The following is a 26,734-nucleotide window of genomic DNA, read 5'->3' on the forward strand; positions in this document are numbered from 1 at the left end:
GCGATGAGTGCCGAGCGGCGTTCGTCCACTCTATTGGGGTTCAGTCAATAGTGGTCTCACAGACTGTAGCTGATCCTGCTGATATTGCCTTTCATTCTTGATCAAAAAGCTGGCGACGTTTGTTCACCGCCAGCTCGCCGATTCTGATCAGCCGGGTGCGGGTGATGTTGCGGCTCAAACCCAGCAGGTTGGCGGTGTGCACCTGGTTGTAATGGCTGAAGCGATAGGCAGCGCGCAGCAAGTTGTCTTCGACCTTTTCGTGCAGGGCGCCGGCGTGTTCTTCGAACAGCGCGTGAAACGCTCGGGTCAGCAGCGCCTCGGCGGATTCGTCGACCGGTGGGCTGTCATCCCGGCGTTCGATGCGCAGGTTCGACAGGCGCAGGTCGTCGCGCTGGATCAGCCCGTCGCGGCAAATGAGCAGGGTGTGATGGATGACGTTTTCCAGCTCGCGGATATTGCCCGGCCAGCTGTAGCCCTTGAGCTTGTGTTCGGCCTCGGCGCTGATGCTGATCTGGCCGTAACCCAGGCGTCGGCTGTAGACCTCAATGAAATGCCGGGTCAACGGCAGGATATCGCCGGGACGCTCGCGCAACGGGCTCAGTTCCAGGCTGACCACATTCAGTCGGTAGTACAAATCCTCGCGAAAGTGCCCGGCGTTGATGGCTTTTTCCAACTGTACGTTGGTGGCCGCCAGCACGCGTACATCAATGGGAGTGCTTTTGCGTGAACCCAGGCGCACCACTTCGCGCTCCTGCAAAACCCGCAGCAGTTTGACCTGGATGTTCATCGGCAAATCGCCGATTTCATCGAGAAACAACGTGCCGCCATTGGCCTCCTCGAACCAGCCGGCCTTGGCGCCGAGAGCACCGGTGAACGCGCCTTTTTCATGGCCGAACAACTCGGCTTCGACCAGCGATTCGGAAAACGCTCCGCAGTTGACCGCCACAAAAGGGCGATTGCGCCGGGCGCTGAGGTTATGGATATGGCGCGCCACCAGCTCCTTGCCAGTGCCGGTTTCGCCGATGATCAGCACACTGGCTTCACTGGGCGCAACCTGTTGCACATGCGCGAGCAGTGCCTGGGATCTTGGATCCTCGAAGACCTGAGCGGTGGCCCGGATCGACGTCGCCAGGGCTGGCGATGGGGGTAAGGTCAGAAGCTGCATAGGCATCACTTTTGCTGGAGTAGGAGATCCCGTGGTCTGTCAGATACACCGCTATCCTGTGGGAGCGAATTCATTCGCGAAGAGGCGGGCACATCCAACATCATCGGCGCCTGACACGACGTATTCGCGAATGAGACTACGCGTCCCGATTGCTCCCACAGTGGATCTGTCTACTGACCTCTGGCGTTGGCCTTGGCGGGCAGCACGTCGTTGGCGATCATTTCTCCGAAGGGGCCGGTCAGGTTAGTGATGCCGCGCCCGGCCAGACTCGCGTAGGGTTCGGGCAGCAGCGGGAACACCAGTTCGGCGAAGCGATAGGCTTCTTCGAGGTGCGGGTAACCGGAGAAGATAAAACTCTCGATCCCCAGGTCTGCGTACTCCTTGATCCGTGCCGCGACCTCTTGTGGATTGCCCACCAGCGCCGTGCCGGCACCGCCACGTACCAGACCGACGCCAGCCCACAGGTTTGGGGCGATTTCCAGGTTATCGCGACGCCCGTCGTGCAGCGCCGCCATGCGTCGCTGGCCTTCGGAGTCGAAGCGCGAGAAGGATTTCTGCGCAGCGGCGATGGTCTCGTCGCTGATGTGTTCGATCAAGGTATCGGCGGCTTTCCACGCTTCTTCGCTGGTTTCACGCACGATCACGTGCAGACGAATCCCGAAACGCACCGTGCGCCCCTTGCGCGCAGCGCGTTCGCGAATGTCAGCAATCTTCTCGGCGACGGCGGCCGGTGGCTCGCCCCAAGTCAGGTAGACATCCACCTGATCGGCGGCCAGATCGTGAGCAGCGTCGGAGGAGCCACCGAAGTACAACGGCGGGTAGGGCTTCTGAATGGGTGGGTACAGCGCTTTGGCGTTCTGCACGCGTAAGTGTTTGCCTTCGAAATCCACTGCTTCGCCTTGCAGCACGCGGCGCCAGATCTGCAGGAACTCATCGGTGACTTCGTAGCGCTGGCTGTGGTCGAGGAAGCTGCCGTCGCCACGGTTTTCATCCGGGTCGCCACCGGTCACCACGTTGATCAACAGCCGGCCCCCGGACAATCGATCCAGGGTCGCGGCCATCCGCGCCGACACGGTCGGCGAGATGATCCCGGGACGAATCGCCACCAAATAACGCAGGCGCTCGGTTAACGGCACCAGGGCCGATGCGATGACCCAGGAGTCTTCACACGAGCGGCCGGTGGGAATCAGCACGCCGTGATAACCCAGGTCATCCGCCGCCTGGGCCACTTGTTTCAGGTAGTTCAGGGTGACGGGGCGCGCGCCCTTGGTGGTGCCCAGGTAATGGCCGTCGCCGTGAGTAGGGAGGAACCAGAAAACATCCATGACAAGTCCTTCAAGCAATGTTCAGCAGTTTTGGATGGACGCCACAGCGCGGCGCCGATGATGCGTTTTTAATGACTATTGCCAGACGAACAGTTGTTGAGGAGCAGTTGCTGGAGCAACAGTTCGTTGAGCGAGGGGGCTAGTTATAAAGCCTGAGATTTATTCCGTAAAAGAACCTAAATCCATATTTTTAGATCTTTTATGTATATGAGGGGGTGTTTCTTCACGCGGGGGTATACGGGGTATTCAGTGCAGGTCCTTGCAGACCTGCCGTCGGGCTTGGGCTCAATCAGAGATTTACGCGAGGCTGTGGGGCGCTGATAGCGCCCCTCTCGTTTATTCCTTGCTCAGATCCACCAAGGGCGTCTGACGAACCTCGGTCGTGCGCCCGGCCTGGATCGTACTGACTTGCTGTAGCGCTTTGTCCACTGCAGGTTTGTCGGCCAACAGGCTGTAGTTGATCTGGAACTGACGTTGCTGTTTCGCCTCAATGGTCGGGACCAGGTTGAGCGGACGCTGGTAGTGGCGGTTGTAGGAAAAGCTGGTGCCCGGTTCGAGGCCCGTTACATAGCCTTGACCCTGGGTATCGGTATTTTTCCAGAGCGAGAACACCGGCAGTTGCTCGATGTTGAAACCCACCGACACACCGAGGTTGCCTGCCCGGTTATGCAAGACGGTAAGGGTGTCACCCTTGGCGTCGGCATACGGCACGATGTTGTAGACGGTCTCGTCGTAATCACGAGTAGGGGCTTTATAGGTCTGCCAGTCGGACAGTTCAGCCTTGGCCTTGTCATTGAAGGGCGACACCTGCTTGACCGGCGCGGCGAAGCGCGCGCCCTGTTCAAGAAAGGGCGTGCTGAAATTGCTGTGGTACAGCGCCTGGTATTCCTTTGGATAATCGCCATTGTTGGTCAGCGTGTCGTTCAATGAGAACTCCGCTGAGCCGGGCTTGATCATCAGTTCGGTCACGATCGAGAAATCGACTTTCTTGAACGCCTGCTCCTTCAATTCACCCTTGAGATGAATGGCGTAAGGAGGCGTTTCGTCGATGTGCAACGTCACTTTACTGGCCGGAATGTTCGCGGCACGGCCATGCAGGGTGAGCAATTCGCCATTGTCCATGCCGGGGTGGCCGACCCATTCGTAACCGCAGCGGACGACTAACTCGTTGAAGCCTTCCAGCCACCCGAGGCCACCGCGGCCGTTAAGTTCGATGAACGCCGGATTGACCACGTCCTTGACCGGCGAATCCCAGCCCATCCGCACGTCACCCACCGACGCCCGCAAAACGTTCATGCCACGGGTGGGGACGACCGACAGTTTCATCAGACCATTGTCGATGTCGATGATGCTTACGCCTTCCTGGCGTCCGCCATGCAAGCTGCGCATCGTTATAGAAAAAGGCTTATCGGTCTTGACCCCAAGCTGCTCGCTGGTAATCCGTTGGTCTTTTGCCGCGACGTCAGTGTCGAGCAGCACATAGTCCCAGGCCATGGCCTGTTGAGCAGCAGCCAAGGCACTGAGGCCAATAATCAATTTGAGTGAGTTCATGCAAAGCCCTTGTTGGAGTTATTCGACTTTTTGAAGGAGGTGAATCGTTTCAGCAGCCAGAGGAGTGTAGCCCGAATCTGGAAGAAGTTGGACCTGCGAAGGAGAGCTTTCCAGAGTCAACGCTGACCTGCATTGCGAAAAATAGGGAGCGTCCAATCAGCGCTCCTTTTTTTTGAGTTGCAAATACCTGGATGGCTAATTATCCTCACGACTGCGCCAATGACGTATGAGGAGAATGGATGATCTTCATAGAGACGAGGATTTTTACGCAGGACGTCACCGGGCTTCTCAGTGAGGAGGAATATCGGGAGTTTCAGATTTTTCTGGCACTCAATCCGCAAGCAGGTGATGTCATTCAAGGAACCGGTGGCCTGAGAAAGGTGCGTTGGTCAGGTCAAGGAAAGGGTAAGCGTGGAGGGGTCAGAGTGATTTACTACCATGTCACGGTGGCTCACCAGCTGCGCTTGATTCTGATCTACCAAAAAGGTGTCAAAGACGAACTCACGGCTGAGGAAAAAAAGCTGCTGAGCGAGCTGAACAAAGGGTGGTAATGATGGAAAAAGAACTCTTTAACCGTCTTGTAGAAAGCATGACTGAAATGAACGAGATCGTACGCGGCAAGCGCGAACCGTCTCGTGAGTTTCACGTGGATGCCTTGAAAATAAAGGAAATCCGTCAGGCAACGGGGCTCTCCCAAACCAGTTTTGCCAAGACAATCGATGTGGCTGTCGGTACTTTGCGTAATTGGGAACAGGGCCGTCGTGAACCGGAAGGTCCCGCTCGAGCGTTGCTTCGTGCGATTTGTAACGATCCGGTGCATGTGTTGGCGGCTTTGAAGCATTGATCCGGGTAATGCGATTTGTCAGACAGATTGCCTTCGCGAACAAAACTGCGCGTCCCGGTCCGCGAAGGCGCCGGAAGGAGCAACGCCAAACGCTGATTTAACGATATCCTCTGCCTCACCGCGAAGCAGAGATCCTCACCCCATGCTCCACAAAAACCTCACCCGCCGTCTGGATCTGATCACTTTGCAATTGTTCGTCGCCGTGCACGAAGAGGGCACGTTGACCCGGGCGGCGGCGCGGGAGGCGATTGCGGTGTCGGCGGCCAGCAAGCGCTTGATGGAGCTGGAGGACGCGCTCGGTATTGGCCTGTTCGTGCGTAACGCCAAAGGCATGGCATTGACCGCAGCGGGGGAGACGCTGCTGCACCATGCGCGGCGGATGCTTTTCGATGTGGAGAAAATGGGCCTCGAACTGGGTGAACACATTCAGGGCGTGCGCGGTTATGTGCGGATGCTGGCGAACCTGTCAGCGATCATCCAGTTTCTTCCGGAAGACCTGCACGACTTCGTTTCCAGCCACGAGCAAGTGAAAATCGACCTGGAAGAGCGCCCCAGCAATGGTGTGGTGCAGGGCATCGTCGACGGTGTGGCGGACATCGGCATTTGCTCGATGGACACCGATACCCAAGGCCTGTTCAGCATTCCTTACCGTCACGACAAACTGGTGGTGGTGATGCGCAGCGACCATCCATTGGCCGAGCGTGATCACGTCGCGTTCGCCGATACCCTGGACAGCGACCATGTTGGGCTGCATGCCGCCAGTTCGATCAACATGCGCACCCACGCAGCGGCCCGTGCCTGCGGGCGGATCCTGCGCCTGCGGATTCATGTTCCGGGTTTCGATGCGGTGTGCCGGATGGTCCAGGCCAATATGGGCATCGGCATCCTGCCGCAAAAGGCTTATGAACTGTTCGGTCGTTCCCTCGGGCTGACGGCGGTGGCGTTGAGTGACGACTGGTCCGAACGCACCTTGATCCTGGTCGCCCGTGATCTGGAGGCGCTGTCTCCGGTCAGCCGCCTGCTGTTCGAGCACCTGCGTCGCCTGGAAAATGCCGCGAGCTAGACACTTCTCCCCAAGCCTTCGCGTTTCGCGAACGGAGCTTGCCAACTGACGGTTGGATTCTTCAGCGACTGATCCTCTAGCCTTGGCTCATATTCCAATAAAAAGCATGAGGTACTGAAGATGACTGCCCCTCTGAGCGGAATCCGCGTTATCGAGATCGGTACGCTGATCGCGGCCCCCTTCGCTGCACGCCTGATGGCTGAATTCGGCGCCGAAGTGATCAAGATCGAATCGATGGGTCAAGGTGACCCTCTTCGTAAATGGCGAAAGCTCCACGAGGGCACGTCCCTGTGGTGGTACCTGCAATCGCGCAACAAAAAATCCCTCGCCCTGAACCTCAAGTCCCCCGAAGGCATCGCCATCGTCAAGCAGCTCGCTGAAAGCACCGACGTGCTGATCGAGAACTTGCGTCCCGGCGCGCTGGAAAAGCTCGGCCTGGGCTGGGACGTGCTGCACGCACTGAACCCCAAACTGACCCTGGTACGCATTTCCGGCTACGGCCAGACCGGTCCCTACCGCGACCGTCCCGGTTTTGGCGCCATCGGCGAGGCCATGGGCGGGATTCGTTACACCACCGGTACTCCCGGTTCGCCGCCGGCACGGGTGGGTGTCAGCCTTGGCGATTCGCTGGCGTCGATGCACGCCGTGATGGGCGCACTCATGTCGCTGCTGCGGGTCAAGACCGGGCAGGGCGATGGGCAGATCGTCGATGTATCGCTGGTGGAAAGCGTATTCAACGTCATGGAAAGCCTGGTGCCGGAATACGACATGCTCGGCCATGTGCGTGAGCGCAGCGGCGGTGCGTTGCCGGGCATCGCACCGTCCAATACCTACCCGACCGCTGATGGCGCCTACGTGGTGATCGCGGGCAATAGCGACCCGATTTTCAAGCGCCTGATGCAGGTCATTGGCCGCGCCGATCTGGGCGAAAACCCCGAGTTTGCGCACAACGATGGCCGGGCGCTGCAAAGCGCGATGCTCGATGAGGCGATCAGCGTCTGGACCGCGAGTCAGCCCATTGATGCCGTACTGCAAGCCCTGGAAACCGCTGAAGTACCGGCCGGACGTATCTACTCGGTGGCTGACATCGTCGCCGATCCGCACTATCAGGCGCGGGGCATGATTCTCGATGCCGAGTTGCCGGGCGGCGCGGCGGTGAAGATGCCAGGCATCGTGCCCAAGCTTTCCGAAACCCCCGGTTCAGTCAACTGGCAAGGGCCGAGCCTGGGCCAACACACCGCCAGTGTGCTTGGCGAACTGGGCATGACCGAGCTGGATATCGCACGGCTCAGAACCGATGGAGTGGTGCAATGATCACTGATTATTCCGACAGCCTGATCGTCCAGGAAGTCGCGCCGCGAGACGGCCTGCAAATCGAACCCAAGTGGGTAGAAACCGCTGACAAGATCGCCTTGATCGATCAACTGTCGCTGGCTGGATTTTCCCGCATCGAAGCCGGCTCCTTCGTGTCGCCCAAGGCCATTCCGGCGCTGCGCGATGGTGAACAGGTGTTCCTCGGCATCCAGCGTCATCCGGGCGTGACCTACGTCGCCCTGGTGCCCAACCTCAAGGGCGCACAGCGTGCCTTGAGCGCCGGCGCCGATGAGCTGAATCTGGTGATGTCCGCCAGCCAGACCCACAACCTGGCAAACATGCGCATGCGCTGCGAACAATCGCTCACGGCGTTTGCCGATGTGGTGGCGCTGGCTCGCGGCACCCCGCTGAGCCTGAACGCTTCCATCGCCACCACCTTCGGTTGCCCCTTCGAAGGCGTGATCAGCGACGACCGGGTGATGCAGATTGTCGATGCCTATCTGGAGTTGGGCATGCAGGGCATCAGCCTCGCCGACACCACCGGCATGGCCAATCCACGGCAGGTTTATCGTCTGGTGCAGCGTGTGCTGACACGAATTCCAGCCTCGAAGTTGACCTTGCACTTCCACAACACTCGCGGCCTGGGCCTGAGCAACGTGCTGGCCGCTTACGAAGCTGGCGCACGTCGTTTCGATGCCTCCCTCGGCGGGCTGGGAGGTTGCCCGTTCGCCCCCGGCGCTTCCGGCAACATCTGTACTGAAGACCTGGTGAATATGTGCGAGGAAATGGGCATTCACACCGGCATCAATCTGCTGCATTTGCTGGCGATGTCTCGTCGTTTACCTGCGCTGCTGGGCCATGAAATGCCCGGTCAGGTGGCCAAGGCCGGACGCAACTGCGACCTGCATCCGGCGCCGGAGAATGTGCCCGCTTGATCATGTTTCACGCTTTCGCTTGACCAAGGGGGCGCACGCCCCCGGACCAGACAACAAAAACAATCGGACACCCACGGGAAGTCCGTCTGGAGAAAATGCAATGACAATCTCTGTTCTGAATGCGGACAGCACACCTGCGCAAGTGGTGAGCGCGGAAAAAGCCCTGATCAGTAAGGTTGCCTGGCGCCTGATGCCGTTGATCATGGTCTGCTACCTGTTCGCCTTCTTCGATCGCATCAACATCAGCTTCGCCAAATTCCAGCTACAGACCGACCTGAGCCTGAGCGACACCGCGTATGGTCTGGGCGCGGGCCTGTTCGTGGTCGGTTATGTGCTGTTCGAAGTGCCCAGCAACATGATGCTGTACAAAGTCGGCGCGCGCCGCTGGATCGCCCGGATCATGATGTCCTGGGGTGTGGCAACAGCGTTGATGGTGTTCGTCAACACCGAATGGCAGTTCTACGGTCTGCGCTTCATCATTGGCGCGATGGAAGCAGGCTTCGCACCGGGCGTGCTGTATTACCTGACGCTGTGGTTTCCGCAGCACTATCGCGGGCGCATCACCTCGATGCTGTTCCTGGCCTCGGCCTTCGCCGGTCTGTTCGGTGCACCGATCTCGGGTCTGGTGCTCGGCCATCTCGACGGTGTACTGAATATGCGCGGCTGGCACTGGCTGTTCCTGCTGGGCGGTCTGCCGTGTGTGCTGCTGGGCCTGTTGGTGCTGGTGGTGCTCAAGGACAAGATCGCCGATGCGCACTGGTTGACCGCCCAGGAGAAGACCTACCTCGCCAGCCGTATTGCCCATCACGAACCGCACAAAAGCGGATCATTATTGGCTGCGTTAAGGCTGCCGGGCTTCTTGATGCTCGGGTTGATTTACTTCCTGATCCAGGTGGCGTCCTACGGCCTCAACTTCTGGGCACCGCAGTTGATTCGCAGCGCCGGCACCGAGAGCCCGGTGATCATCGGGCTGCTCACCGCCATCCCGTATATCTGTGGTGCGATCAGTATGGTGGTGGTCGGGCGCTTGTCTGATGCCAGCGGCGAACGGCGCAAATACGTATCCGGTCTGGTGGTGCTGGGGGCGATCGGTTTCTTCAGTGCCGGAATTTTCGCGCAGCACACCACATTCCTGATCATTTCCCTGAGTCTGCTGGGAGCAGGCATCGTTGCTTCGATTCCAGCGTTCTGGGCGCTACCGCCAAAACTGTTGGCCGGTGCGGGCGCAGGTGCCGCAGGCGGGATTGCGGTGATCAATACCCTCGGCCAGTTCGGCGGCATCGTCAGCCCGATCATGGTCGGCCGGATCAAGGACCTGACCGGCAGCACCACCCCGGCGCTGTACGTGATCGGCGTCGCCAGCCTGGTCGCCGCCGCGCTGCTGCTTTGGGCGTTGCCAGCGAAATTGCGGACGTTGGATAAGATCGATTCTTGATTGTCAATCGACCAAGGCTGCTGCCTTGGTCGGCCTCATCGCAGCCTTCGGCAGCTCCTACAATTTTCGATTTCAATTGGAGATATAGGGGACCACGAATTCCCTGTAGGAGCTGCCGAAGGCTGCGATGCGGAACATCTGACACAACCCGCCATTCATTTTCTTTGGAAAAACAGCGCTTCTGCACACAGCCTCGGAAACTTGATCTATGGTCGAGGAGGCCAAGGAATTGTCGACTTCATTTAACGGACACCGTTTACGTACAGGACGATTTTCCGCCCCAGGTAACGTGTATGTACTCACCGTGGTGGTCGAGCAGCGCAAGCAAGTATTCTCTGACTGGCGATTGGGACGTCTTGTGGTGCAACAGTTCAGGTCAGCAGAAGAATGCGGGATGGTTCACTCCTTGGCCTGGGTGGTCATGCCAGACCACTTTCACTGGATGATTGAGCTGCAAAAAGGCTCGTTGCCCGATCTCATGTGCCGAGTAAAGTCTCGCAGTAGCCAGACACTAAAGCGCAGGACGCACCATAACGGCCGTCTTTGGCAAAGAGGCTATTACGACCGAGCGCTTCGGAGTGAGGACGACTTTAAAAAGGCTGCCCGTTACATTGTCGCCAACCCTCTGCGAGCCAGATTGGTAACGCGGATTGGAGACTATCCTCTTTGGGACGCCATATGGCTTTGAAGGTAATGAAATGGTCACCCTCGCCCCGTCTTCGACGCCGCGCCCAGCAAACTCGGTCTCTGTAGGAGCTGCCGAAGGCTGCGATAAGGTCGGTACGACCTTCAGCGATCTCAAGAAAGCGACCGGTTCCGTCGGACGCGACCCCGGGGTGATCGCAGCCTTCGGCAGCTCCTACAGGGGATTTGGGACAAGGAGCTGCCGAAGGCTGCGATGCGGTTTCTAATTTTCAATCAGAATACCGAGGCCCCGCACTTTCGGCCTTCACCCGTCACCTCCCCGAAACTTTGCCCTGCCATCCCTGTCATTTCTAGAACAGACAGCGCAGGGGGGCAGGTGATGGCACGAGCAATCTGGAAGGGCGCGATCAGTTTCGGGCTGGTGCATATCCCGGTCGCGCTGGTGTCGGCGACGTCTTCTGGGGGAGTCGATTTCGATTGGCTCGACAAGCGCAGCATGGACCCGGTCGGTTACAAGCGGATCAACAAGGTCACCGGTAAGGAAATGACCACGGAAAATATCGTCAAGGGTGTGCAGTACGAAAAGGGCCGTTACGTGGTCCTCAGCGAAGAAGAGATTCGCTCCGCCCACCCAAAATCGACCCAGACCATCGAGATTTTCGGTTTTGTCGACAGTGACCGGATCCCCTTGCAGAACATCGACACGCCTTACTTCCTGGCCCCCGACAAGCGTGGGGAAAAGGTTTATGCGTTGCTGCGCGAAACCCTGGTCGATACCCGAAAAGTCGCCCTGGCCAATGTGGTGCTGCATACCCGTCAGCACTTGGCGGCGGTGATGCCGCTGGAGTCAGCGATGGTGCTGGTGATCCTGCGCTGGCCGGCCGAAGTGCGCAGCCTGGACACCCTGGAGTTGACCGACGAGGTGACCGAGGCGACGTTGAGCAAAAGCGAGCGCGACATGGCGCGGCGGTTGGTCAAGGACATGAGCGTCGATTGGCAGCCCGATGAGTACCGCGACACCTTCGAAGAAAAGATCATGCAACTGGTCGAGACCAAGGCGCGCGAAGGCAAAATCGAGGATGTCGAAACCGACGTCGGCGAGCCGGAGCGCAAAAGCGCCGATGTCATCGACCTCACGGAACTGCTCAAACGCAGCCTGGGCAGCAAAGGCCCGGCCAAACGGCGGGCACCCGCCCGAAAGAAAACCACCAAAGCCACCAAAGCCTCTTGAGGTCTCTTTAGGAAAGTCTCCACCCGCTCCGATCCAGCGCAAGGTAATCGATCATGGCCAAGCCATTGAGTGAGTACGTTCGCAAACGTAATTTCGACATCACTTCCGAGCCGTCGGAGCTTGCTGATCGAAAGCCAACCCGGCGCGGCGCCAAGGCGTTGAGTTTTGTGGTGCACAAGCACGATGCGCGCAATCTGCATTACGATTTTCGCCTCGAACTGGACGGCACCTTGAAGAGCTGGGCGGTGCCCAAGGGGCCGAGTCTGGACCCGAAAAACAAGCGCCTGGCCGTGCACGTAGAGGATCACCCGCTTGGTTATGCGAACTTCGAAGGCAGCATTCCCGAAGGTCAGTACGGGGCAGGGGACGTCATCGTCTGGGACCAGGGCGTCTGGCAGCCCCACGGTGATCCGCGGGCGACCTACAAGGAAGGCAAACTCAAATTCACCCTGATTGGCGAAAAATTGATGGGCGAATGGGCACTCGTCCGTACCCACCTCAAAGGCAGTGGTGACAAGGAACAGTGGCTGCTGATCAAGGAAAAGGACGAGATCGCGCGGCCTGCCGAGGAGTACGACATCGTCGAGGCGCTACCGAAGAGCGTGATCAGCGGTGCGACCGTGGGCGAGACACGCACTGCGAAGAAAACCAAAAAAGCCAAAGCGTCCTCCAACGTCCCCGACAATCTGGCGCCGCAGTTGGCAACGCTGGTCGACAGACCGCCTAGTGGCGAATGGCTGTATGAAATCAAATTCGACGGTTACCGGATCCTGACCCATTTCAGTGCTGGGCACGTGCGCCTGCTCAGCCGCAATGGCAACGACTGGACCGAGCGGCTGGCACCGCAAGCCAAGGCCCTGGCCGCCATGGACCTGAAAGACAGCTGGCTCGACGGCGAGATGGTGATGCTCAACGACAAGGGCTTGCCAGACTTCCAGGCCTTGCAGAACGCCTTCGACATCGGTCGCAGTAAAGACGTCGTTTATTACCTGTTCGACGCGCCGTATCTCAATGGCCAGGACCTGCGCGATACGCCTGTGCAAGAGCGTCGCGCCGCATTGAAGAAGGTGCTCGACAAGCAGCGCAGTCGCCTGTTGCGATTCTCCGATGGGTTCACCGCGAACCACCGCGACATCGTCGAAAGCGCGTGCGCCATGTCGCTTGAAGGTGTGATCGGCAAGCGCGTCGGCAGCCCTTACGTGTCCAAACGCAGCTCGGACTGGATCAAACTCAAGTGTCGTTTGCGTCAGGAGTTCGTGATCGTCGGCTACACCCCACCGCAAGGCAGTCGCAGTGGTTTTGGCGCGCTGTTGCTGGCAGTCAACGAGGAGGGAGAGCAACCGGGGTTGGTGTACGCCGGCCGAGTGGGCACTGGCTTCAATCAGGCAACCCTGAAGCAACTGCACGAGCGTATGAGCAAGCTGGAGCGTGATTCGTCGCCACTGGTGAAGAAGCTGGGCGCTGATCAAGCGAAAGGTGTGCATTGGATTGAACCAGAACTGGTCTGCGAAGCCGAGTTCGCCGAATGGACCCGTGAAGGTATTTTGCGTCAGGCGGCATTTATCGCCTTGCGTAGCGACAAGCCGGCGGCTGACGTGGTCCGCGAGCATCCGCGCTCGGCTAAGGATATAAACGCTAAACCCAAAACAAAAACCGGCAAGGCCAAGGCAACGCCTGACATGGACAAAGGAAAAGCCAAAGGCAAAATCAGTGTCGCCGGGGTGGGCATCAGCCATCCGGATCGGGTGATCGACAGCGACAGCGGCACCCTGAAAATCGAGTTGGCGCACTTCTACGAAGCCATCGCCGACTGGGTGTTGCCGCATCTGAATCATCGCCCCGTGGCGCTGCTGCGTTGCCCGGAAGGTGTTAGCGGTGAACAGTTCTTCCAGAAGCATGCCGAGCAATTGGCGATTCCCAATATCAAGCAGCTGGAGCCCGGTCTTGACCCCGGCCATGCACGGCTGATGGAAATCGATACGGTGCAGGCGCTGGTGGGTTCGGCACAAATGGGCGCTATCGAATTTCACACCTGGGGCGCAACCAGCGACAAGATTGAAACCCCGGATCGGCTCATTCTGGACCTTGATCCGGACCCCGCACTGCCTTGGCGCAGCATGGTCGAAGCGACCCAGTTGACCCTGACTGTGCTCGACGAACTGGGTCTGCAAGCCTTTCTCAAAACCAGCGGCGGCAAGGGCATGCATATCATCGTGCCGCTCGCCCGTCAGGCGGATTGGGACACCGTCAAAACCTTCGCCAAAACCATCGCGCAATTCATTACCCAGCAATTGCCCGAACGTTTCACCGCCACCATGGGCCCGAAAAACCGGGTCGGCAAAATCTTCATCGACTACCTGCGCAACACCCGTGGCGGCAGCACCGTTACCGCTTATTCAGCCCGCGCCAGACCGGGACTGCCCGTTTCGGTCCCCATCAGTCGCGACGAACTCGCCGACCTGAAATCGGCCCAGCAATGGAATATCAGTAACCTCCAGGATCGTCTCGACAGCCTGAAAACGGACCCGTGGGCGGGGTACAAGAATCGTCAGCGGATTACCAAAAAGATGTGGAAGCGGTTGGGGGTTGAGGGGCCGTGAAGGCTGGGTGGGTAAGTGTTGTGCTGATTTTTGGTGAGTTGACTCAAATCCTGCGGCGAACTGCTATCTGTGCAGGCTGTGTGAAAACCTGACGATCATGTTTCAAACCAACGCCCCGACTTGTCGGGGCGTTGGTTTTTGGCCTTTGATCCCGAAATCATCGCTGTTCGTTTTCACGTCGCCGGGACAAAGCGTTTTGAGCGCTCCATGGCCAGTCCTGGGACGTTTGTCAGGCGCAAAAAAAGGCTGCTTAGCCCATCTTCGCCATCATTTCACGCGCACCCAGCACATTGATCGCCCTTTTAAAGTTATAGGCAAGCACCGCCAGCGACATCTCTATTCGCGCGCCTTTCAGTTGGCGTAGCAAGAACCGTCCATTGCCCATGATCCATTGCTTGAGGTTGCCGAAGGGGTGTTCAACGATGGACCTTCGTTCAACCATCTTCTCCGGATGCGCCTGCATGCGCTGCTCCATTCGCTCAAAAGCGGCCTCATGCGCATGCCGCGTTACTTTCCGGCGGGAGGTCTTGGTGCACTGACTTTTCAGCGGGCAGTGGGCGCAGTCACTGGGCAGTGCGTGGTAAATACGCGTGCCGCGATTCAGTTGCGTCAGCGTCAGTAGCTTGCCATTCGGGCACCGGTACTGATCGTCCAGGGCCTCATACGTAAACTGGGTGCGGTCAAAGAATTTTACGTCCCCGCCCCGCGTGTTGATCGTTCGATTCAGCGGCACATACGCCGTGATACCCGCGTCTTCACAGGCCTGGAATTGTTTGCCGTGGGAATATCCGGCATCGGCCACTACCGTCAGCTCTGACTGTTGCAGTACTTCTTTAGCCGCTTTGGCCATGGGTTCAAGCTGTTTGCGGTCATCGCCGTCCTGAGTCACTTCGTGGTGCAGGATCAAGCCGTTCTCGGCATCCACCGCCGTCTGCACGTTGTACGCCACGGCCATGCCTTGCGGCGCCCGCATCATCCGCGCCTCGCTTTCGGTGCTGATGAACTGCTCGACTTCCAGCGCCTTCATCACCTGCTGACGGGTCAGGTTGTTGTCTCGTTTGTTGCTCAGACGGGCCAAAGCGGCTTTGACTTTCTGCTTATCCACAGGCTGATCGGCGTCGTCTTTGTCCGCCCGATCAAGCTCCGCCAGGTACTGGGTAATCTTCTTGTTCAGTATTTCCTCATCGCGCTTAAGGTGCTTGAGGCTCATATGACGGCGCTTGGAGGCCACGGCTTTGAATTTGCTGCCGTCGATAGCAACCAGCTTGCCGGCGATTAGCCCCACTTCACGGCAAAAAAGAATGAAGAGTCGGCAGATGGCGGCGAATGCGGCACCGTTGTCTCTGCGGAAATCGGCGATGGTTTTGAAGTCAGGTGCGAGCTGATTGAGCAGCCACATGACTTCGATGTTGCGCAGGCATTCGGCTTCGAGGCGGCGTGACGAACGGATGCTGAGGAAATAGCCGTAGAGATAAAGTTTGAGCAGGTCTGCCGGATCATAGGGCGGGCGCCCGTTGCCCTTGAGGACAGCCTTGTCGAATCCCAGCTCCCGCAGATTGAGCTGGGTGACATAGGCATCAATGACTCTGACCAAGTGGTCTACCGGAATGGATTCTTCCAGCGACACCGGAAAAAGACTGCTCTGATCGCGCGCTATGCCTTGGATGTATGCCACAAAAATGCCCCCAATCTTCCGATGAAGGCATTTTCTTAGACCGTTGCAAGAATTGCCAGGTTTTCACACAGTCTGTGTGGGAGCAGGCTTGCCTGCGAAGAGTTCAGCGCGCTAGTGCCTGGGCTCGACAGCAAACGTCATGAACCACCGTATTGGCCGGCAAGCGCATTGATGTCTCTAGCCTCCAGCACGGCGTTGTTGGCGCCATGCCGGGCGACAGTCAACATGGCTTGACCGACCACTGTGGTGGTCAGCACCACGTTGGGCATCAGTCGCCGCAGCAATGGCAGAAGCGGGCGGGCGAGGGTGTAGAGAATCCGGTAGGACGCGGTTTTAGATTGCAATTGGTTCAGCGGTTGGATGACCCCGGGTCGGAACAGATACACCGCTTTGAACGGCAGACGCAGCAAGGCGTTTTCGGTCTTGCCTTTGACCCGTGCCCACATGCTGCGTCCTTGTTCGCTGCTGTCGGTGCCTGCCCCGGACACGTAAACGAAGGTCATCTGCGGGTTGAGGCGCGCCAGGCTGTTGGCTGCAGCCAGCGTGACGTCGTACGTCACGCGGCTGTACTCGGCTTCTGAAAGCCCTGCCGCTGTGATGCCCAGGCAGAAGAAGCAGACGTCGAAGCCCTGCAACTCAGCGTCGAGGTCGGCGTAATCGAGCAGATCGCACCGGACGATTTCATCGAGCTTGGCATGACGTTGCCCGGTGGCCGTGCGGCCAACGGTCACCACGCGTTGCACAACCGCGGCCGCGAGGCATTCTTGCAGCACGCCAAGGCCGACCATTCCAGTGGCACCAAACAGCAGAACATTCATCAGGTTTTTCCTCAGCGTTTCGGCAGTACGGGATTAGCGGCGAAGTCGGTCGACACACTGACTGCTTTCCACAGTTCACCCGCTGCGGCCCGTTTGGCTTCCGACTCTCCAGCGTAGTGCACGGCATCGCTGCCGAGCAGCAGGCGTTGAGGAGGGTCAGCGTGGTACGCCACTTTCAACACCACTTGGGCAACCTTGTCCGGGTCGCTGTTTTCGTTGCCGGCATACTGCTTGAGCAACTCCTGCCAGTTGCCGACAGTTTCCTGGTAGTCGGGGAACACGGGCACGGTGCTTTTCGCCGCACGCACGGCCCAGTTGGTGCGCATGCCGCCAGGTTCCAGCGTGGTCACATGAATACCCAGAGGACCAAGTTCCAGCGCCAGAACATCGGAAAACCCACCCACGGCCCATTTGGCCGACTGGTATGCGCTGAGCCCTACCGTTGCCGTACGCCCACCCACCGACGAAATCTGGATGATGTGGCCTGAGCGCTGTTTACGCAGGAAGGGCACTGCGGCTCGGGTGACATTGACCACGCCGAAGAAGTTGGTCTCGAACTCCAGGCGAAAGGCCTCTTCGTCGGTTTGCTCGAACGGCATGAGTTGACCGAAACCGGCATTGTTGACTAATACATCCAGACGCCCGAATGTATCGATGGCGACCTGAACGGCATCCCGTGCAGCGGCGCTGTCCGTGACATCCAGCGCCACGGCGCGGACCTGATCGCCATAGCGCTCGACCAGATCATCCAGACGCTGTGGATCGCGAGCCGTAGCGACAAGACGGTCGCCCGAGGCGAGGACGGCTTCTGCGATGTTGCGGCCAAGGCCGCTTGCGCTACCTGTGATTAACCAGACTTTGGACATGATGAATCTCCTGCTGATGGAAAGGACAGATATATGAGTAAGTAAGCACTCATTTATTAAGCAAAGCCATTACGCCTTGGCAATTGCATTCCAGTACGCCTCGAAACCGGCTTCGCGATAGCGTTCGGCCTGTTCCGGTTCATTGCTCATGAAATCCATAGTGGTCTCCGCCAGGGTGCGCATGATCGCGGCGACGAAGGCGGGCGGTTGTTCGCGAAATACACCAGTGTCGATACTCTGTTTCATTGTCGCGTTGATGTCGGCGAACGCGACGATACTGATGCTCTTACTCAGTTCAGTGATTCGATCCGACATGCTCAGCAGGGCCATGACTCTGCGTTTGTGGGGGTGGGCCACCCCCCAGTCGACATAGGTGTGCCAGGTGTGTCTGATACGACTCTTGATGCTTTCGTCCTTGGGGAAACCAGGCAGCATCACGTCGCGCAGTTCCGCCTTGAGTTCCAGGTACAGCTGGTTGAGCAGTTCGTCTTTGGTGCTGAAGTAGTTGAACAGCGTGCCCTCGGCCACACCCGCGCCCTTGGCGATCTTCGCCGTCGCCGCGCCCAGGCCTTGCTCGGTAAAGACCTGCAAGGCGGAATCGAGGATGGCGTTGCGTTTGTCTTCGCTCTTTGGGCGGGCCATGGCGTATCGGAAAACCGTTCAATGGGTGAGTAAGCACTCAGTTATACGCTTGTGCCCTCAACCTTTGCAAACGCGATGTGCTGGATGCGATAGATGGTCGGCGCGAGTGGCGATTGGGCGGGTAGGCGGGGGGTAACTATTTATCGTCGTTTTCGGGTGGGTTCGCTGTTCAGTGGGTTGTGGTCGCCATGTGATGACCACGACCCACTGACACAGGAATATCCGAAAGATGCCCGAAGTAACGAACCCCATTCTCAATGTAGAAACCATCAGCAGCGCCACGCTGCTACGCCAGCTATCCATGGTGCTGGATGATCCCATCGATGACCTCGCTTTACTCGACGCAGAGGATGATCAGAACCCTCAACCGGTTGAGTCCAGACACTATTTTCGAGTGGCCAGAGGCGTGCTTCAGCACATTTTTGGGCGTGATATTTCTTTCCGTTCCGATGATCTGTCAGACCACGAATCCAGACAGGACTTGAAAGTGGCGCAGCTGTATCAAAGTCCACTGACGCGCACCCTGATCGCCCGTGTATTGAGCTGTAGTGAAGACGACGTCACGCCGTTGATAACTCATCAGTTTTTCGCCCGCATTGCCTGGCTCAATGACGCGGCACTCACCTCCGAGAAAGCCCAGTCTCAACTGAGTTTCTATACCTATGGTTTTACCCCCTTTTGGGATCAGGACATTGAATTGGGCGAGGGTGCCTATTCCGAGTTGCATGATCTGCTCACGCCTGTTCCCCAGGAGCTGCAGGCATGGATGGTGCAGTTCAAACGAGGTCTGCGCCTGGCAACTGCTGCTGAATGGTTCACGCTGGCCCCGGCGGGTGCGCTGTATCAGGGTCTGGCCGCCGAAGAGCGTGCGGAACAAGACCCGGAGCAGGATGACGTACCGAGCGATTCGCTGAGTATCTTTGCCTCCGTTGTCTCCAGGTTGCTGCCCACCCACGGTGATTATCAGGACGAGGCATTGATGCACTCGTTGACCGAGCAGCTCGACTCACCGGGGGCCTGGGTGTCGATTGTGCATTACCTCCGAGCAATACCTGCTCAGGCAATCGTCGGCGAGAGGTTACTTGTCGATACGTCGACGCCGCTGTCCACGGCAACCCGATGTGATTTTTTCCGCCGGATCGCGGTGTATGTTCTGAATCCGGACAACGAACCCTGGCTGGATCGGGCTATTGAGCAGGCAAAAAAAGCTCCGGGAATGCGAGCGCTGTCGTTGGCGAACTTGCTGTGCGGCAAGCATCCTCAACTGCCCCCTGAACTGGCCCTGCGGATCGCTTCCCTGATGCTGATGCCCCTTGAGCCCGCGACCCTGCAACCAGATAAATCGCAGCCTCATTCGCATGCATTGAGCGATAACGTTCCCAGACTCGATCAATGGTGCACAACGCTGGAGGTCGACAGTCTGTTTCAGCGGCTCGGCATTAATCTGTTGTGCCAACAGGACGGTGGACGGCAGGTGTTGCGCCTTTCGCCTTGCGAAACCTGGCAGACGCTGATGCAGACTGCCCAGTTCAAATCCCTGTTCGCACCGATGCTCGCCCACATGAACTGGTATGGCGCCAATGAAGGCGAGCAGTCTTCGCCACTGATTACCCAGGCATTGGCGGGGCGCGCAATCGTCGAGTATTTTTTGGCGCCGACAGACTCGAGCCCCGAATCTATCGAAGCGTTCTATTTCAGCCCTAGGGTGAACGAATACAGCCATAACGAGCTACTCGATCAGGTGCGCCAGAGGATCAACACGCGCCAGCCGGATGCCTCGCCCAGCGTGATCAGGGTGCTTGAGTACCTACTGCTGCGGGAAATGGCACCGGAGTTGTTGGTACACGCGGTGCCCGATTCTCTCTGGTACGGTCGTTCATTGCAGAGCGTTTCGCTCCTGCATGGCGTGGCCTTGCCGGAGACGCTCTCGCGGGGATCCACCTCAACAAGCGGATTCGATGACGTTGTTGGCATCAGCGCCGAGATGACCCGATCCGATAATCCCGAGATCCACGCTTTATGGGTAAAGACCCAAACCCTGCCTGCATTGCGTTACGCGATTGCTCATGGCGCCATCGAGTGGTCGGGTGATGAAGACCTTCGCAACGCGACGGCGGGTCAAATTAGCCAGGCATTGCAGTACCTCACTGCCCAGCAGGATCTTCATGCTCAAGAGATGAACTGTTTGCTCTCGCTGACCCCCCCTGATCGACAGTCCATTGCGCAACAGCAATTATCCGAGGCCCAGGTGCCGGAAAGCCATTGGAACGTGGCGCCGTATGGGCATGCCGTGCGGACCTTTCTGGAAGGTTTGGGCCTGGCGGTTTCGTCCTCTTATGCCTGGGATGCAACGATCGCGACGCCGGGCATCCTCGACGATGTCGGTGCACCACCTCAAGCGCCTGCTTACCGCCCGACCCTGGTGGAATTGATGATGATGGGCGAATTTTATGTGCGGGGTAAATCGACGGTTCCTCAGGTGTACGAGCAGGCATTCGAGACGTTCCATCGGGCACTGAGCAATGCCGAGCGCCCGGTGATCAGACGTTTTCTGGCGGAAATGCCAGCCTCGGACAAGGCGTTGCTGGCAGCCTCGACCTGCGACGTGAGTCGTCTCAAGTTCGCTACCAAAGAGGGCGATCACGGCATTTTCATCCGCTGTCAGTCCGGTGATCACCGTCATGATTTCGATAGCCACGCAGTGGCCGAAACTTTTTTCGAGGTGATTCCCGCCGCCGGGGTGGCTCGGAAAGTGGTGCAGCGCTTCAACTACCACCCTGAGCTTGATCACGGGTTCAGCGGCAACATCGTCGAGACCGTCGAGAAGCAGCAACGCAATGCACAGAGAATCGCTAACGCGCTGGTCACGCCGCTATTGCCCGTTGACAGCAGTGCCTACCTGACGGGGGCCGTTTCACGCTCTGCGCGTGAGTTCAATGAGCCGCTTCAGGCAACGCTGGTTCCGTCACCGAATCTGATCTTTGTCCCGGATGCCTCTGAAACGGCGCTGGACAGTCTGGCCGCGCATGCCGCTGAACATCGGGTTGCTCACGCGATCGAGACCTTGAAACGCGAGCATCTGCATCAGACCGAGTGGGAGAAAATATGGGCCGCGGAAAAGTCCGTCGCTGACGGTATTGCCCGTTTGCTCATCCCTTTCTACGGCTGCATCAAGGACCTGAGCGCAGGCGAAAAGTCCGCCGGGGTCGTGATCGGCTGCGCCCTGGATATTGCGTTTGCCTTGATTCCAATGGGGCAGTTTGTCGGGGCGACGGCACGGGTGATCCTGCGGGCAGGGGAGTTCACGGTGCTGTCGATCGCCGAGAAAATGACTGCCGCTATCGGGCGACTGACCCTTGGATTGGCGGAACAAAGTGCGCTGTTCATGATCCGCGATTTATCCAGGCTGGCAGTCTGTTTATCCCGTCTGGCGTGGGCCAAGTTGCTCGAACAGGTGCCGGCACTGCAAAAACTATTCAAGGAAGAGGTAGGCCTCGTTGATCTGGCTTCCTTGGAGGGCGGCAAATATCGGCTGCCGCCAAGTCTTGAGCAGGACGCCCAACCGCGGAACGCTCGAGCGGCGGTGGATGGGGTCACTGATGTCGCGGTGCTGAACATCGGGACCTCGGACGCCGCGCAGTTCCGGCTGCTCGATCCGTATGCCCAGAATGCCTTCGGGCCGGCATTGACCACCCTTGCCTCGGAATCGCTTGAACTATCGACCTTGTCGGCGGCCGATGGCCTGGCGTCAGGTCACTATCCGGCGGTGCTGCCGGTCAGTGAAGCGCAGGACGGCGTTTACGCGTTACGCATGACCCAGGACTGCGAGGTCAACGTCATCCGACGCGACGCGGGCGTGGTCGACATTGTCGTCGACGGCCAGCCTTATCGCCTCGACACCGCAGCCAATGAACCAGTGTTGCGCAAGCTGGCAGCGACCCGGCTATCGAGCGACGCCGCCAGTCTGGAGGAGATCGCCGTTCTTTGCCGCACCGTGCGCGATCTGGTCCCTGGCGTGCCGTGCGCCGATTACGTGAAGCTGGAGCTGCCTGCGATCAGCATTACGCCTAATGACGCGGGGACGCCACTGACCATGGGTCAATTTTCCAGTGCGGCATTTTCGGCCCGTGAGTTTCAATTGGCGCGGGTTTCGGTTCCCGGTGACGCGTCGACCTCCATCGATCTGCTGGTCCACGAAGGCAAAGTGTGTAAATGGGACCACGTGCTGGAACCTGCGAAGGGCAGAAGACCGGCACAGCTGTCGGCGAACAAAAAACTGATTGCGCTGACGTCGGAGGAAAGCGCTGCGCTTGCGCTCGCCGACACGCCGGTTTATCGGGACATGGTCAGCGGTCGGCCTTCAACCCAGGAGCGACTGGGTATTCCAGACGGCGCAGCCGACCCTGATGTCGACGTGATCAACTTAAGGCTACCCCCGGTGGAGCTCGACAGCATTGCGATAGGGGTTGCGGATAAACGGGTCGTGCGCGGTGTGCTGTTGGACATCGACGGCACCGACTACATAGTCGTCGAGGCAGACACCGGAGTGTTCTACAAGGCACCGAAAGAACAGTCGGGTGGCTACAACTTCTCCCGAACGCTGAACAGGGAGGAAATCAATAGCTACTTGGGCCATTCCGAACAGTATCGGCTGAGGGCTGAGCGTCCCACCCTCCTGCGCGACCGGGAAAATATCGCCAGGTTGTTATTCAATCTGGAAAAGGACACCCCGGAGTTCCAACAACAATTCCTGGCCCAACAGGTGTCCAGCTATGACGAGTACGTGACCTGGTGCGCCGCTCAGCAACGGGAAAACGAGCTGTACGGTTACGCCCAGAACCTACTGACGGGGGAGTCGATGCAGCAAAAGTATGTGCAGTTGGCTAAAGACAGCATTGCTGATTTCAAGAAGCTTGGGGATCGAACCGTCATTGGCCAACAACATAACCTTGCCGTCCTCAATCAATTGCTTCCGCTGCAAGGCAGGGCCGCCCAGTGGCGCGAACTCACCTTGGAAACCCTCAAGTTACCGGAAACGGCGACACAGATATCCAAGCATATCAGCGGTTCCAACTTCGCCTACGCCATGGTCGAAACCGCCGAGGGTGAGCGATTTGTCTACTACGCCTTTTCAGGAGGGAAAAGAGCCCGCAATTTGAAATTTCGTATCCAGATAGCTGATCAACCGACTCCGGTCATCGACGGTGTGACGTACGTGGATGCCGGGATGCGCATGAAAGGACGCGCGCCCGATCCTGATTTCACCAGCCTCCCGGTGCTGAGGGACGCCGATCATTTATATATCAGCGAAGCGTCCCGCGAGCTGGACTCCGAGCGCTTGGTGGCGTCCATCCTCAAAAAAGACCAGTCGGGCAACAAGCTGCGGGATATTCACTTCTTCACCTTGATGGACACTTGCCGCTCCTGCGGCGGCGTGATCCTGCCGCAGACCCGCCTGATGTTCCCGGACGTCAACTTTTCGGTCAGTTATTTGATGGATTACAGCAAGACGTAAAACCGGGTGGCTTGATACGAAACATCTGTAGGAGCGGGCTTGCCCGCGATGGCGGCATTTCAGGCAATGCGCATGTTGGATGTGATGGCTCCATCGCGGGCAAGCCCGCTCCTACAAGTATTTGTGTCAGGCAGACAATTTCACTTACCCATCGCACTGCGGTACTGCCGTGTCCGCCGGCCAATAAACAACCTGTCCAGCACCAATGCCCACACCGCCGAGACCTGCGGTTTGGGCATTAGGCCCTTACTCAATCGCCGTAGCTGAAACTTGACCACGGCCATGCTCGCCAGTGAGGCCAGGGGTTTGCTTTTCCACAGGATCGGCGTCAGTTGCGGGTGGCTGGCTTTTCCGGCTTTCCATTGGCGGGGCAGGGCGGGTTCGATGGCCAATGCGGTACCGATGCCGACCATGGCGACGCCGCTGTCGAGTACCTGTTCGACCACCGGCAATTGGCGAATGCCGCCCGTTACCATGATCGGCATCTTCGCCACCTTGGCAATGTCGTGGGCGATGTCCAGAAAGTAGGCTTCACGCGCCAGTGTCCGTCCGTCCCGAGCCTCGCCTTGCATCGCGGGTGCTTCATAGCTACCACCGGAAATCTCCACCAGATCCACCGGCAGCTGATTAAGCATCTCCACGACCTTCAGCGCATCGTCGGCACCGAAGCCGCCGCGCTGGAAGTCGGCCGAATTGAGCTTCACCGACACGCAAAACTGCGCAGACACTCGCGCGCGAACGGCTTTCACCACTTCCAGTAGCAAACGACTGCGGTTCTCCAGCGAGCCGCCCCATTGGTCGGTGCGTTTGTTGCTCAGTGGCGACAGAAACTGGCTGAGCAGATAGCCATGGGCCGCGTGAATCTGCACCCCGGTAAATCCGGCTTTTTCCGCCAGATAAGCCGTGTGCGCAAAGGCGCGGATCACTTCTTCAATGTCCTGTTCAGACATCGGCCGAGGCACGGCGAACAGTTTTGAAAAACCACCCATCTCCAGCGCCACCGCCGACGGCGCCCACGCACCTTGGCCGAGATTAGCCATGGTCTGGCGTCCCGGGTGATTGATCTGCATCCAGAACTGCGCCCCTTTGGCGCGACCGATGCCCGCCCACTGGCGGAATTTTTCCAGCGGCAGGTCATGGTCCAACACCACGCCCCCGGGTCCGGTCATCGCCCGTCGATTGATCATGACGTTACCGGTCAACAACAAGCCGGCTTCGCCCTCAGCCCAGGCTTGATACAGGCGTAACAGCTGCGGTGACGGATTCTGAGCGGCGTCGGCCATGTTCTCCTCCATGGCGGCCTTGGCGATGCGGTTGGGGATGATCACGCCGTTTGGCAGTTGCAGTGATTGAAAGGGCGACATGGTTGACTCCTCTGGGTAGATAATGAGAGCCTAAGGTTAAAGTTAACTTTAATGTCAAGCGGTTTTGTCGAGGTTTTTTTGAAGCAGGGATCATCAGAAACGAGAGCCATCATGAAAACTGAAACCATCAATATCGGTGAACTGTCCAGACGCAGCGGTCTGGCAACCTCGAACATTCGATTTTACGAAGCGCGGGGCTTGATCAAAGACGTGAAGCGTCAGGCCAACGGTTATCGCAGCTACCCGGTTCAGGCGCTACGCACCCTGGAGATCATCAAGTGCGCGCAGCAAACGGGCTTCACGTTGGACGAGTTGTCGCTGCTGTTGCCGGGCAGCGAGCCGAACAGCGATAAGCACGCGGAATTGATCGCCAGCCTCGAACTCAAGGTGCAGCAGATCGAGGCGATGCAGGTTCGACTGGAACAGAACAGAGAGAAGCTGCTGGGGATCATCCAGCAGGTCAAAGCCAATCCTGACGGTATGACCTGCGCCACCCGTGCTGACTTGGTGATGGATTATTTGCGTGAGTGATCAAACTGTAGGAGCGGGCTTGGTCTGGGCCGCATTCGGACGATGGCGGAGTGTCAGGTAAACCGCTATCGTCCGAATGCGGCCCAGACCAAGCCCGCTCCTACAACTAACGAGATATCACTGCGGCTTTACCGGTGCCGGCAATGTCACCAGCGACACATACTCATTCCAGAAGGGTTTCTGATCGACGCCGAATACCACTTTGGCCTTTTGCGTGCCAACCGGTGCGCCTTTTTTGTAGCCCAATGCCCGACCGTAATCCGGGCCATAGTGCGCGTCGACATCGACCCACATGTCCCGTGCATCGGTGACCAGTTCCGGGTGGACCAGGTACAGGGCAGGCAGGCTGTCCCAGGTGAAGCTGTGGTACGACGGATCCTTGTCGAAGGTCGGGCCCATCACCTGTTTGTACAGGTCTGGAATCACACCACTTTTGGCCACGATCCGTTTGTACACCGAGGCATCGAAGGTCACCTTCTCGCACACATCGTTGGGGAAGATCACCTGTTCGATGGGTTGGCGCAATACGATCCTGGCCGCCTCCGGGTCGAACCACCAGTTGAATTCAGCCGCTGGCGTGGTGTTGCCCGGAATCTCGAAGGCGCCCCCCATGTACACGATGCGTTTGATCAATGGCACGATTTCCGGCGCGGTGCGAATCGCCAGCGCCAGGTTGGTCAGTGGGCCGATCGCTAGCAGTGTCACTTCATGCGGGTTGCGTTTGACACTGTCGATGATGAACTGCGCGGCGGATTCCGGACGCAGTTGCGTATGGGTCGCCATGCCGTCCGGTGGTGCGATCAGCTGACTGGCGGAGGTCGGACGCGGGTTCTTGAATGCCCCTGGCCAGCCTGATCCAAACAAGCCTTTTTCCTGCTCGTAGGTGGCGAAATCATGCAGCAGTGGATAGGCGGCGCCGGAGTAAACCCCGACCTGTTTTTCCAGACCCATGCGCTCGACCGCCTTGAGCGCGTCGACTTGTTCCTGATCGACCCAGGCATTGCCGCTGACCAAGGTCATGCCTAGCAGCTCAATACGTTTCTGTGCGTGCAACTGCGCCAGCATGATGAAGGCCTGGCCGTCATCGTTGAGCACATTGAAGTCGGTGTCGATGATGACCTTTTCCGCCGCCTGGAGTGAGCCGGCTGACAGCCCGACTGCCAGTGCCAGCGCACAGCCTTTGAAGAATCCTTGCATGGGGTGTTTACCTTTTTG

General features: G+C 58.4%; 20 protein-coding genes. 11 read left to right on the plus strand and 9 right to left on the minus strand.

What is annotated here, in order from left to right; translation table 11 throughout:
• Positions 1 to 91: 91 nt before the first annotated feature.
• From AC1MEE_RS03625 to AC1MEE_RS03635, 3 genes are all read right to left on the minus strand, one after another.
• Entirely contained in the window at positions 92 to 1,171 is a 1,080-nt protein-coding gene (locus tag AC1MEE_RS03625; RefSeq protein WP_480413876.1) for a sigma-54 interaction domain-containing protein, read from the minus strand.
• 164 nt (positions 1,172 to 1,335) lie between these two features.
• Positions 1,336 to 2,490, minus strand: coding sequence for an FMNH2-dependent alkanesulfonate monooxygenase (gene ssuD, locus AC1MEE_RS03630; RefSeq protein WP_480413877.1), 1,155 nt, complete (start codon positions 2,488 to 2,490; stop codon positions 1,336 to 1,338).
• 336 nt (positions 2,491 to 2,826) lie between these two features.
• Entirely contained in the window at positions 2,827 to 4,041 is a 1,215-nt protein-coding gene (locus AC1MEE_RS03635) for an aldose 1-epimerase family protein (RefSeq protein ID WP_480413878.1), read from the minus strand.
• A gap of 239 nt (positions 4,042 to 4,280) precedes the next feature.
• On the opposite strand from AC1MEE_RS03635, the gene AC1MEE_RS03640 reads away from it, so the two are divergent.
• The 9 genes from AC1MEE_RS03640 (at position 4,281) to ligD (ending at position 14,108) form a co-directional block, all read left to right on the plus strand.
• Complete coding sequence (locus AC1MEE_RS03640) at positions 4,281 to 4,592, plus strand: hypothetical protein (protein ID WP_480413880.1); 312 nt, start codon at positions 4,281 to 4,283, stop codon at positions 4,590 to 4,592.
• A gap of 2 nt (positions 4,593 to 4,594) precedes the next feature.
• A complete protein-coding gene (locus AC1MEE_RS03645; protein WP_480413881.1) occupies positions 4,595 to 4,885 on the plus strand; it encodes a helix-turn-helix domain-containing protein in 291 nt (96 codons plus the stop codon).
• A gap of 142 nt (positions 4,886 to 5,027) precedes the next feature.
• Complete coding sequence (locus AC1MEE_RS03650) at positions 5,028 to 5,948, plus strand: LysR family transcriptional regulator (RefSeq protein ID WP_480413883.1); 921 nt, start codon at positions 5,028 to 5,030, stop codon at positions 5,946 to 5,948.
• 120 nt (positions 5,949 to 6,068) lie between these two features.
• On the plus strand, positions 6,069 to 7,262 hold the full coding sequence (locus AC1MEE_RS03655; RefSeq protein WP_480413884.1) for a CaiB/BaiF CoA transferase family protein: 1,194 nt from the start codon (positions 6,069 to 6,071) through the stop codon (positions 7,260 to 7,262).
• Complete coding sequence (locus tag AC1MEE_RS03660; RefSeq protein WP_480413886.1) at positions 7,259 to 8,197, plus strand: hydroxymethylglutaryl-CoA lyase; 939 nt, start codon at positions 7,259 to 7,261, stop codon at positions 8,195 to 8,197. Before AC1MEE_RS03655 ends, AC1MEE_RS03660 begins: the two co-directional genes overlap by 4 nt.
• Positions 8,198 to 8,297: 100 nt before the next feature.
• Positions 8,298 to 9,632, plus strand: coding sequence for an MFS transporter (locus AC1MEE_RS03665; protein WP_480413887.1), 1,335 nt, complete (start codon positions 8,298 to 8,300; stop codon positions 9,630 to 9,632).
• Between the two features lie 229 nt (positions 9,633 to 9,861).
• Positions 9,862 to 10,320, plus strand: a complete 459-nt coding sequence (locus AC1MEE_RS03670) for an REP-associated tyrosine transposase (protein WP_480416146.1) — start codon at positions 9,862 to 9,864, stop codon at positions 10,318 to 10,320.
• 336 nt (positions 10,321 to 10,656) lie between these two features.
• Positions 10,657 to 11,508 (plus strand): non-homologous end joining protein Ku, encoded by an 852-nt coding sequence (gene ku, locus AC1MEE_RS03675; protein ID WP_480413889.1) that lies wholly within the window; start codon positions 10,657 to 10,659, stop codon positions 11,506 to 11,508.
• 53 nt (positions 11,509 to 11,561) lie between these two features.
• Entirely contained in the window at positions 11,562 to 14,108 is a 2,547-nt protein-coding gene (gene ligD, locus AC1MEE_RS03680; RefSeq protein ID WP_480413890.1) for a DNA ligase D, read from the plus strand.
• A 250-nt stretch (positions 14,109 to 14,358) separates the two neighbouring features.
• On the opposite strand, the gene AC1MEE_RS03685 is transcribed toward ligD, so the two are convergent.
• The 4 genes from AC1MEE_RS03685 to AC1MEE_RS03700 all read right to left on the minus strand — a co-directional run bounded on the left by AC1MEE_RS03685 (position 14,359) and on the right by AC1MEE_RS03700 (position 18,109).
• Positions 14,359 to 15,783, minus strand: coding sequence for an IS1182 family transposase (locus AC1MEE_RS03685; protein WP_480410535.1), 1,425 nt, complete (start codon positions 15,781 to 15,783; stop codon positions 14,359 to 14,361).
• A 137-nt stretch (positions 15,784 to 15,920) separates the two neighbouring features.
• Positions 15,921 to 16,601 (minus strand): NAD-dependent epimerase/dehydratase family protein, encoded by a 681-nt coding sequence (locus AC1MEE_RS03690; protein WP_480413891.1) that lies wholly within the window; start codon positions 16,599 to 16,601, stop codon positions 15,921 to 15,923.
• Between the two features lie 11 nt (positions 16,602 to 16,612).
• Positions 16,613 to 17,467, minus strand: a complete 855-nt coding sequence (locus AC1MEE_RS03695) for an oxidoreductase (RefSeq protein WP_480413893.1) — start codon at positions 17,465 to 17,467, stop codon at positions 16,613 to 16,615.
• A 69-nt stretch (positions 17,468 to 17,536) separates the two neighbouring features.
• Positions 17,537 to 18,109 (minus strand): TetR/AcrR family transcriptional regulator, encoded by a 573-nt coding sequence (locus AC1MEE_RS03700; RefSeq protein WP_480413894.1) that lies wholly within the window; start codon positions 18,107 to 18,109, stop codon positions 17,537 to 17,539.
• Positions 18,110 to 18,338: 229 nt separating this feature from the next.
• Between AC1MEE_RS03700 and AC1MEE_RS03705 the strand changes: the two genes are divergently transcribed.
• Entirely contained in the window at positions 18,339 to 23,624 is a 5,286-nt protein-coding gene (locus AC1MEE_RS03705) for a deaminase domain-containing protein (protein ID WP_480413896.1), read from the plus strand.
• Between the two features lie 140 nt (positions 23,625 to 23,764).
• On the opposite strand, the gene AC1MEE_RS03710 is transcribed toward AC1MEE_RS03705, so the two are convergent.
• Entirely contained in the window at positions 23,765 to 24,988 is a 1,224-nt protein-coding gene (locus AC1MEE_RS03710) for an NADH:flavin oxidoreductase/NADH oxidase family protein (RefSeq protein WP_480413897.1), read from the minus strand.
• Positions 24,989 to 25,099: 111 nt separating this feature from the next.
• Between AC1MEE_RS03710 and AC1MEE_RS03715 the strand changes: the two genes are divergently transcribed.
• Positions 25,100 to 25,519 carry a MerR family transcriptional regulator gene (locus AC1MEE_RS03715; RefSeq protein WP_480413899.1) on the plus strand — a complete coding sequence of 140 codons (420 nt, stop codon included), beginning with the start codon at positions 25,100 to 25,102 and terminating at the stop codon, positions 25,517 to 25,519.
• A 117-nt stretch (positions 25,520 to 25,636) separates the two neighbouring features.
• On the opposite strand, the gene AC1MEE_RS03720 is transcribed toward AC1MEE_RS03715, so the two are convergent.
• Entirely contained in the window at positions 25,637 to 26,716 is a 1,080-nt protein-coding gene (locus AC1MEE_RS03720) for a nucleoside hydrolase (RefSeq protein WP_480413900.1), read from the minus strand.
• Positions 26,717 to 26,734: the final 18 nt, after the last annotated feature.

It is taken from the genome of Pseudomonas sp. ASL3 (assembly GCF_056680425.1).